12 protein-coding genes and 1 pseudogene are annotated in these 9,015 nt (G+C 62.0%); 10 read left to right on the top strand and 3 right to left on the bottom strand.

Going from position 1 to position 9,015, the window contains the following annotated elements; genetic code table 11:
* The 9 genes and pseudogenes from AUC71_RS19165 to AUC71_RS03625 all read left to right on the top strand — a co-directional run.
* Positions 1 to 268: hypothetical protein (locus AUC71_RS19165; protein WP_425283349.1), on the top strand; the 268-nt coding region annotated here is incomplete at its 5' end.
* The gene (locus AUC71_RS03595; protein ID WP_069623169.1) at positions 265 to 603 is read left to right on the top strand and encodes a hypothetical protein; all 339 of its coding nucleotides are present in this window, start codon (positions 265 to 267) and stop codon (positions 601 to 603) included. The genes AUC71_RS19165 and AUC71_RS03595, both read left to right, overlap by 4 nt.
* A 46-nt stretch (positions 604 to 649) precedes the next feature.
* Positions 650 to 913, top strand: coding sequence for a hypothetical protein (locus AUC71_RS20760; protein WP_244500781.1), 264 nt, complete (start codon positions 650 to 652; stop codon positions 911 to 913).
* The gene (locus AUC71_RS03600; protein ID WP_244500782.1) at positions 904 to 1,581 is read left to right on the top strand and encodes a cupin-like domain-containing protein; all 678 of its coding nucleotides are present in this window, start codon (positions 904 to 906) and stop codon (positions 1,579 to 1,581) included. The genes AUC71_RS20760 and AUC71_RS03600 overlap by 10 nt, the downstream gene beginning before the upstream one ends.
* A 103-nt stretch (positions 1,582 to 1,684) precedes the next feature.
* Positions 1,685 to 3,048 (top strand): annotated as a pseudogene (locus tag AUC71_RS20765) (exopolysaccharide biosynthesis polyprenyl glycosylphosphotransferase).
* Complete coding sequence (locus AUC71_RS03610) at positions 3,048 to 4,184, top strand: GNAT family N-acetyltransferase (RefSeq protein WP_069623170.1); 1,137 nt, start codon at positions 3,048 to 3,050, stop codon at positions 4,182 to 4,184. Before AUC71_RS20765 ends, AUC71_RS03610 begins: the two are co-directional and overlap by 1 nt.
* Before the next feature lie 2 nt (positions 4,185 to 4,186).
* On the top strand, positions 4,187 to 5,401 hold the full coding sequence (locus tag AUC71_RS03615) for a glycosyltransferase family 4 protein (RefSeq protein WP_069623171.1): 1,215 nt from the start codon (positions 4,187 to 4,189) through the stop codon (positions 5,399 to 5,401).
* A gap of 15 nt (positions 5,402 to 5,416) precedes the next feature.
* Positions 5,417 to 6,667: a hypothetical protein gene (locus tag AUC71_RS03620; protein WP_141701421.1), complete on the top strand. Its 1,251-nt coding sequence runs from the start codon at positions 5,417 to 5,419 to the stop codon at positions 6,665 to 6,667.
* Complete coding sequence (locus tag AUC71_RS03625; protein WP_069623173.1) at positions 6,643 to 7,062, top strand: hypothetical protein; 420 nt, start codon at positions 6,643 to 6,645, stop codon at positions 7,060 to 7,062. The genes AUC71_RS03620 and AUC71_RS03625 overlap by 25 nt, the downstream gene beginning before the upstream one ends.
* A gap of 13 nt (positions 7,063 to 7,075) precedes the next feature.
* Here AUC71_RS03625 and AUC71_RS03630 read toward each other — a convergent pair whose 3' ends face one another.
* Genes AUC71_RS03630 through AUC71_RS03640 form a run of 3 tightly spaced genes read right to left on the bottom strand, consistent with a single transcriptional unit; the run spans position 7,076 to position 8,591 of the window.
* Positions 7,076 to 7,921, bottom strand: coding sequence for a GumC family protein (locus AUC71_RS03630; protein ID WP_069623174.1), 846 nt, complete (start codon positions 7,919 to 7,921; stop codon positions 7,076 to 7,078).
* Complete coding sequence (locus tag AUC71_RS03635; RefSeq protein WP_141701422.1) at positions 7,864 to 8,127, bottom strand: hypothetical protein; 264 nt, start codon at positions 8,125 to 8,127, stop codon at positions 7,864 to 7,866. The genes AUC71_RS03630 and AUC71_RS03635 overlap by 58 nt, the downstream gene beginning before the upstream one ends.
* Positions 8,100 to 8,591, bottom strand: a complete 492-nt coding sequence (locus AUC71_RS03640; RefSeq protein ID WP_069623176.1) for a Wzz/FepE/Etk N-terminal domain-containing protein — start codon at positions 8,589 to 8,591, stop codon at positions 8,100 to 8,102. The genes AUC71_RS03635 and AUC71_RS03640 overlap by 28 nt, the downstream gene beginning before the upstream one ends.
* Before the next feature lie 203 nt (positions 8,592 to 8,794).
* Here AUC71_RS03640 and AUC71_RS03645 point away from each other — a divergent pair.
* The coding region (locus AUC71_RS03645) for a hypothetical protein (protein ID WP_204376621.1) at positions 8,795 to 9,015 on the top strand (221 nt) is incomplete at its 3' end.

A 9,015-nucleotide genomic window follows, 5' to 3' on the forward strand; every position in this document is an offset into this window, starting at 1 on the left:
CGTCGAAGTGCTCGAAGGCGGCGCGCGCTCGACCTTTAGAACCGCGGTGCTCCGACTGCTCTCTTATGTCATGGACTTCGACACGGTCGGACAGCCGCGTGCCGTGCTTCTTACCTCCTCGGAGCCGGGAGAAGGAAAGAGCGCGCTTGCCTTGGGCCTGGCCGTGGCCGCGGCGTCCTCGGGCATGCGCACATTGCTGATTGACTCGAACGCCGCCGACCCGGCGCTCACAAAGGTTCTCGCGCCGGTGAGCCCGGGGACACGTTGAGTGATCGCGTCGTCAACGATAGCCGCATCGGTCTGTCATTTCTGTCATTGACGGCCGACGATCCCCTTGCGGGCTGGTCCAGCCGCAACGCCTTCGCCGACGAACTGCGAGGTCTTTCGGCGGATTACGACTTGACGCTCATCGATGCTGGCGTTCTTGGCATGGAACGCAACGCAACAGCCCTCATCTCCGTGTCCCAGGCCATTCTGTTCCTCGCGCGCGCCGGCGTGACAACGCAGAAGACCGCTTCCTCCGCGGCCTCGGACCTCTTGCAAATTGCAAACGGCCGGCGCTGCGCCGCAGTGCTGACCATGGCTAACGCGGAAACCAGCTGACCAGAAACCAACCCATCCCCTAAGACCATGCGCGAAAGAGGTAGTCATGAGTGAGAGCATTCTGACCTGGGACGAGAGATACAAGAGGCTTTGGGGCAATCAACCCATCAAGCTTCAACACAATCTGCACACGTCGCCGCTGTTCTCTGAAGACAAGCTCGCGCAGCTGATCGAAGCCTACCCGCGCGAGGCGTACAGCATCGTTCATGTTGGCATCAAAGACGGCAAACGCATCTGGCGCGAAGGCGACACCAGCGGCCTATCCGGCAAGCAGGTTATCGAGGCCATCACGCCGGCGGCATGTGGCTGAACCTGCGGCGCCTGCAGAATATCGATCAGAGCTACTCAGATCTCCTGGAGCAGATGATCGATGAGTTCCGGAACATTTCCGACATGCCACCGGTGACGGCGAGCAATGTAGGCCTCCTGATCTCCTCACCGAAGGCGCAGGTCCACTACCATGCCGACCTGCCCGGCCAGGCTCTTTGGCAAGTCCGTGGCGTGAAGCGCGTTTACGTCTATCCGCCGACCGCACCCTTCATGACGCCTGAGCAGATTGAGCGGATCGTCCTCACCGGTCTCGAGGTCAGCATGGATTACGAGTCCTGGTACGACGAGTACGCGCTGGCCGTCGACCTCCAACCAGGTGAGATGATGCATTGGCCGCTCCATTCGCCCCATCGCGTCGACAACCACGACTGCCTCAACGTATCGCTCACCACCGAGTATTGGACCAAGCCGATCCGCCGCAAGGTGATGATGAACGCCGGCAATGCGGTGTTGCGCTCGAAGCTGGGTATTACCCCGCAAAGCCATGCGACGTCGGGGCCGGGGTTCTGGGCGAAAGCCGCACTCCAGGCCGGGGCGAGACGGGCCGGGCTTTTGGACAAACAGCGCAAGGCATCGAAGCCCATCACGTTCCGTCTCGATCCGGCAAAGCCTGGGGCACTGCTCGAGCTCCCTCAGAACGCCGTCTAACTCAGAGCACTCCGCTAGAGCCATGACACTCGCTACACAGATCGCACCTGAGCCGCGCTGGACCGCACGGCGTCTACCGTTGGTGATCGGCCGGGGCCTTTCTATGCTTTGGCCGGCCGCGGACGCTCTTGTGGTTGTCGGGCTGTCCGTTCTTTCCGGGCTCGCCTATCATCTCTTCGCCTATGGAGACGCTGGCCACGTCTTGGATTACGCCAAGGTCGGCGCCGCGGTCGCTTTCTTCCGCTGGGTCCTGCATCACCCCGTTTCGAGCATTTCCGCGCGGCCGCAAAACTCACTGCGCTACCAGTTCTATCTCTGGAACGCCGCCTTTCTTTGCCTGCTTGCGTTCGGCTTTCTCGGGAAGATTTCCGGCACGTACTCGCGCGGGACCGTCCTACTCTTCTATGCGTCCGGCCTCCCCTTATTGATCATGTGGCAGGCGGCCTGGAAGCACCTCATCCGGCAAGGTCTCTTCTCGGGACGCCTTGCTCTGCGGCGCGGACTCCTGATCGGGACATTTGCCAAAGTCGATGAGTTTAGACGGAAGTATCGTCCCGCACGGTCCGGCATGATCGTGACGGATACGGTGATCTTCCCTGAGGACGCATTGGACTCTACAGAGGCCGGTGACGCGACCCTCAAGGAGCTGCTGGACCGCGCGGTCGAGCTCGCCCGGCAAACCCACCTCGACGACATCATTGTGCTGCTGCCATGGTCGGCGTCGCGCGCAATCGATGTCTGCACCGACAGGCTGATGACCATTCCGGTTTCGGTTCAACTCGGGCCGGAAGCGGTCTTTGATCGCTTCTCCCAGGTGCACCTCTCCCGCCTTGGCCCGGCAACCATGCTCAATCTCGTTCGCCCACCTTTGACGCGCGTGGAGATTCTGTCGAAGAGGCTATTCGATTTCTTCGGCAGCCTCGCCTTGCTGATCGCGCTCTCGCCGCTATTTCTGGTGATCGCCGCTCTCATCAAGCTGGACTCGCCGGGCCCCGTCCTTTTCCGGCAGCGGCGTCACGGCTCAATCAAAAACAGTTCCGGATCCTCAAGTTCCGCACCATGACCGTGGCCGAGGACGGCGACGTCGTGATCCAGGCGAAGGCAAACGATCCGCGCGTCACTCCGGTGGGCCGCTATCTCCGCCGCTGGAATCTCGACGAGTTGCCGCAGCTTATCAACGTCATCAGGGGCGACATGTCGCTGATTGGCCCTCGCCCGCACGCTCTGACGCACGACCGCGAATACGAGCGCCGCATCGCCTTCTATGCGCGCCGCCATAACATCAAGCCGGGGATCACCGGCTGGGCTCAAGTCAACGGATTCAGAGGCATCACCGACACCGAGGACAAGATGCGCGCGCGCCTCGACCACGACCTCTACTACCTCGACAACTGGTCGATCCCCTTCGACCTCTACATCCTTGCGCTTACTGCCCTGTCCCCCAAATCGTTCAGGAACGCACATTGATGGATATCTTGGCAAAGCACGACTGGCTGCAGCTCGCGAGCCCGCTGACCGAGACAGTCTCTCGGGTTTCGAGGCTCTTGCTCGAACTCGTCCGTACCGACGCATGGATCATCCATGGCTTCGAGGCGACGTCCAACGAGCCCATGAGCATTCTCTATGCCGGCGACCCAATGCATAAGAGCTACATTGCGCGTCTGGTTTTCGGCGACACCAGGAACGAGATCCATATCGGCAGGAAGTCGATCTGGGCACTGCGCAGGCTTGTTCGGGAGCACAAGCGTACGTGCTCGCTTGCGGTCATTGAAGGCCATGCACTCCACGTGACGCTGCTAAAGGGCAGAAACGATCTGTTCGTGCCGATGTGGCTTGATGGGCGTGTGGAGACGCCGATTGTCGCCCGCAACCGTTCGTCCGTGAGTTCGCTGAAGAGTATAGAGAAGAACGGGCTGACATACACGGTGACCACCGAGCCGGATCGGCTGCGCGATTTCTACGAGAATATGTACCTGCCGGCGATGCGCGGCCGTCACCGGGACGGAGCCTTCCTCACGACGTTTCAGGAGATCATGGAGCCGGTTGCCCATGGTGATTGCGAACTCCTCAGCATCCAAAAGGGCGACGAAGCTATTGGGGGCGTTCTAATTCTCAAAAATGAGAACCCGCCAAAGCTATGGAAGTGCGGTGTTCGCGACGCCAACCCCATCCATTTCAAGGCCGGCGCCATGGCCGCGGTCTATGCGTTTTCTTCGCGTCACTTGCACGCGAATGGACACGCGATGATGGATCTCGGAGGGACCCGAGCCTTCCTGAGCGACGGCATCCTCTTCTACAAGACAAAATTTGGTGCGAGCTTCGAACCGCGAGGTTCACGGGGGTTCATTCTGAAGGCTCTCTCCTTTTCAAAGGGTCTTGAGAGCTTTCTCGTGCACAACCCTGTCGCTCACCGCAGCGGGCGCCGGATGAGCGGCGCCGTGTTTGTGGACACGGCCGAACCGAGTCTCGCGGAGCTTCGTAAGACAATCGGAGCCGTACCGGATGTTTCGGGCATGGACCGGACGAGCGCCTTTCACCTCAGCAGGACGACCGGCCAAATCCAGCGCCTACATGAAGAGCCGAACGAAGATCGCCAGAGCTAGTCATGCGCACGAAGATCCTGATCCTCATGGAGCTCTCCGCCCTGGAGCCCGATATCCGGTCGTTCGGCGGCGTCGACAGCGTGTGCCAGATGCATCTCGAGGGTCTGCGGCGGCACGGTGACCCTGAAGTTGACTACGTCATTCTCGGCTTCAATCCCGCTAACGATCTTGCCTCTAACGGCGAGGTTCATGCGCTTGCGCCGAACATCGAGCTTCATTGGTACAATTACGATCGCCGCGCCGGCCTGGGACGCCTCGTGCCCAATGTGGCGTTCAACGAGTGTCTGGTCCGGCGCTTCATCAAGCGCCAGAGGCCGGACGTGATCCATAGCCACAACCCGGCGTGGGGAATTTTTCGATATTGCGACGCGCGAAAGGTTCTGACGCTCCACTCCTATCAGGAGATCGGTCGCACCTCGGTCGGTCTGCTGAACGATCTCCTCTACGAGAGGCTGCTCCCGGCGAAAAGTATCGGCGCGGCGGATACGGTCTCGTCCGTCTCCCGGGAGATCGTCGATCAGCTGGACCGCGGACATCGCACGCGGGCCATCCACCTGCCGAATCCCTTCATAGCCGGCTATTCCGGTATTAGGCGCAACTTGGGAGGACTTCCGGACGTCAATCTCCTGATGATCGGGAATGCCGTCCCGCTAAAGCGCATTCTTGACGGACTCGAAGTCATGCGCCGCCTCAAGCCCCGGCATCCCAATCTGCACCTGTACGTGGCGGGCCGGTACATACCGGACGATCTCTACTGTCGATCGCTACAAGACTATGCGCTCAGGAACGGCCTCACGGACAACGTTCATTTCCTTGGCCGGCTGGATGCGGCGTCGCTAGGCCACAGGCTGAGCGAGACTCATATCGGCCTCTCGCTTTCCGAGAGCGAGAGCTTCGGCTTGGCGCCCCTGGAAATGATGGCCGCGGGCGTGCCCACCATCACCACCGGGGTTGGCGTCTTCCGCTGGCATAAAAATGCGTTCCAAGCGCGCGGTCTCGACATCGTTCGGCCGGGCGACACTACTGCCATCGCGAATGCCATCGAGGCGCGCATTCGGGACCATGCTTACACGGTATCCGCAGAGCTGAGCGCGTATGTCAAAACGGCGTTCTCGCTTCGCGACTATGTCGTCCGCACCGAGGCGCTCTATAGACGTTCGGTTTCCTCGAGAGCTTCGGTTCCGAGAGCCGTGGACCTGAGTGAACATGCATTGTAGTCGGAGGGACGGAACATGCTGATGGTCAGAAATAGCGTAGAAAGCACTGTAAGTCTTTTCGAGGAGATTTCCCGGGTCAGGTCCATGCCGGCACCGTCCACGCGCGCCCTGTGTCTCGATTACGACGTGAGCGCCACGCTGCCCCGTCTCGGCTGGGCGGCGCTCCTGACCCCCGGCCAAAACACAGTCCGGATGATCGCCGGCGAGGACGTGTCGCGAGACGGGAATGTCTTCTGGGAGGGGCTGTGCCTGTCGCCCGACGATCCAGGCGCCACGCTCGATCATCCGTTCCCGGTCTCGACGGGCGGCATGGTGCGCGCCGACGACGTGGCCTTCTGGACGCCGGGCCACTACCTAGACCGGCTGTTCCTCGTCAAGACCGCGGCGGGCGTCGTGGTGAGCAATTCTCTTCCCTTTGCTTTGCGTGCCTCAGGGGAGACGCTGGCTGCGGACTACTTGCACTACCCCTGGGACTTCGGACGCATTCTCCAGCATTCGCAAAGTGCACCGCTGACAAGGGGACGCGTTCAGATCATCACCAACGCCAATCTTCTTGTATCACGCGACGGCGAAATCAAGGTGGTGCCCAAGGCCGCACCACCCGAATTCCACGACTATGCATCTTACATCGGTCAGGTTCATGCCTTCCTTGATGAAGTTGCCCACGCCAATCAGGCCCAGCTCGACCGGCCCTATCGTTATGTCTCATCACTCTCCAGCGGCTACGACTCGCCGGCTGTGACAGTGCTGGGTCGGAGGATTGGCCTTACCGACGCCCTATCCATCATCGATTCGCGCGGCGGCACTGCCGGCGACGACAGCGGAGAACCCATTGCCGCCGCCTTGGGGCTCTCCTTGAAGACCGCCCTGCGCTCCGACTACCGGGCAGCCGGCTGGGACGCGGAACGTCTGTTCTACGTCTTCGGTCTGCCTGAGGACATCTGCCTGTACCCGTTCCGCAACGATCTGAGACGGAGCCTGCTATTCACCGGCATACTAGGCGAGACCCAGTGGGACCGCGCACCCCATTACGCGGGAGGCTGCTGGAGCTGGATCCGGGCGGCGCGACCATGCAGGAATTCCGGCTGCGCACCGGCTTTGCGCAACTCCCTCTCGCCTTCTACGGATGGCAGCACAATGCCCAACTCATCCGCATCAGTCAGTCCGCGGAGCTTGAACCTTGGTCACTGGGGAACAGCTACGACCGGCCCATTGCCCGCCGATTGGTCGAAGAATGCGGCGTGCCGCGCGAATGCTTCGGCATGAAGAAACGTGCGGTGTCGATCATGGTCGGCGTGCATCACCACGGCTACGTGGACGAGACCGCGTTGGGAATGAGCTCCGAAATGGCCGAACTGCTCGATGCCCATGCACAGTCCGTCGCTGGGCTCAAGACCAAGATGGAGTTGTCGCTTTCCAACGGCCTGCACGATCTCGTGCGATTTGCCCACGAGTCCGCCCATGCCTTGAAGAAGAAGAAGTCAGCCCAGGTTCGCCCGGGTCAAAACAACACCGAAAGCATGGCTTGGAAGGCGATGTTCAACGCGGATCGCATGTTCCCGATTCGCCGGAAGTACATGGCGCCGTTTTCCAACTTGAACTTCTCGACTCAGGTGGCAAGCGCCAGCCTGGCGAACGACTACCTGACCTTCGACGGCTAGCAAGCGCACCAGGTTAGATGCCGCGGCGCGCGGGCGGCTTGGACGCCGGCGGGAACTCGTCCTCGTCAAAGTCTTCGTATCCGTGGCGGGTGCGCTGTTTTTGCCTGGACGCGCGGGGTTCTCTGCGTGACTGGGGGCTGGCGGTGCCGATGAGTTCGCGGGCGATCGTGTAGGCAAGGGCGAGCAGCGCGGTTGCGGCCATCACGAGCAAAGTCAGCGGTCCGCGCTTGGGGAAGGACGGCAGGACGGAGGCGTGGGCGCGTGAGACGATGACCGCTTGGGACGGCACGGCGCCCATGTCGTGGCGGGCGGAGGCGTCGCGGTAGCGCGCCAGATAGGATTCGAGCAGGTCGCGGTTGGCTTTGGCTTCCCGCTCGAGCGCCCGGAGCTTGATCTCCGAATCGCCGAGCCCTGCGGATTTGGACTTGGCCGTATTGAGGCTCTCCCGCAACGAGGCTTCGCGCGCGGCGGCGACCTGGGCCTCGTTCTCGAGGCTCCGGACCACTTTTTGCGCCTCGTCGCGGATCTGGGCGCGCACGTCCGCCAGCTCCGAGCGCAATTGCTGGATGCGCGGATGGGAGGGGAGCAGCGTCGCCGACAGCTCCGCCAGCGAGCGCTGTACCGTGACCCGCTGCTCGATGAGATTGATGATCAGCTGCGACTTGAGCACTTCGGGGGTGGCGTCGATGTCGCCGTTGTCCGCCAGCATCTGCTTGATCAGCTTGGCCCGGGCGCGTGCTTCGGATTCTTGCGCCCCGGCCAGGATCAGCTGGCTATTGAGCTCGGAGAGCTGCTGCTCGTTCAGCGTGACGTTGTTCGAGCCCGCGTAAAGGCCTTCCGAGGCCTTGAAGGTCTCCACCGCCTCTTCGGACTCCGCGGTGGCTTGCGCAAGGCCTTGATCTGATCGTCGAGCCAGACGGTGGCATCCTTGGTCTGCTCGATCTTGGCCGTACGCTGCCAGCCGATATAGACGTCCGCCAGCTTGTTGGCGATCTCCGCGGCAAGCCGAGGATCGCCGGAGGTGTATTCCACCGCGATCACGGAAGACTTCGACAGCTGGAACACGTCGAGATGACCGGCGAGCGCGTTCGCCGCGCGCTCTTCTTGCGACTCAGGCTGCCGCGCCCGAGCCCCAGGCGCTTCGTCAGACGCCCGAGCAGCGTCTCGCCCGCATCCTTGGCGAAGGCTTCGTTGTTCACGAGATCGAGGTCCTTGACCACTTGCAGGATCAAATCCCGGGAGGTCAGCACCTGCACCTGGCTCTGCACCGCCTGCTCGTCGAGGCTGCTGCGCGGCTCGCTCCGCCCCTGCTCCCCGGTCGGCCGGGTGAACACGGAATCCTCGTTCTGGATCAGAATGCGCGCTTCCGACGTATAGAGCGGCCGCATCATCGACAGGCCGATAAAAGTGATCAGCCCCGCCCCGATGACGAGCCCCAGGATCCAGCCCTTGGCCCGCCACAGCGCGGCCCCAAGCGTCGCCAGGTCGATATCGTCGTCGGCCGGATAGGTCTTGCGGGATGGGCTCACGGGTTCGGACTCACTCGCTCGGGACTTAACGTCTCTCAACTTTTGGGACTCACGCGTACGTTTTGGGACTCACTTGTGCTTTTGGGACTCATTTGGGACCCCGAGCCATTAGGCGCCAGAGCCGTAACCAAAGCCTTAAATGCCGCGCCGCTTCGGCACGCCCGCTCAGCATTCGTTAACCATGCACGGCTTAGCTTCGACCCATGTTGGAGTCTCGAAGCGCTCATCTGGCCAGAATAGGCCTCCTGCTCCTGCTCGTCGCCCTCATGGCGGGCCTCGCAGGCTGCAAAGGCGGCGCCGTGCCGGGCCTGACCGCGCCCGACTTCGCGCTCTCCACCCCCGCCCCCCTGCCCGGACCCGGCGAAGCCTATCCGCCGGGCGCCGGCTCGAGCCCGCCCGGCGTGCCCGTGATCCCCAACGCCAC

This window comes from Methyloceanibacter marginalis (assembly GCF_001723295.1).
GTDB classification, from domain to species: Bacteria; Pseudomonadota; Alphaproteobacteria; order Rhizobiales; family Methyloligellaceae; genus Methyloceanibacter; species Methyloceanibacter marginalis.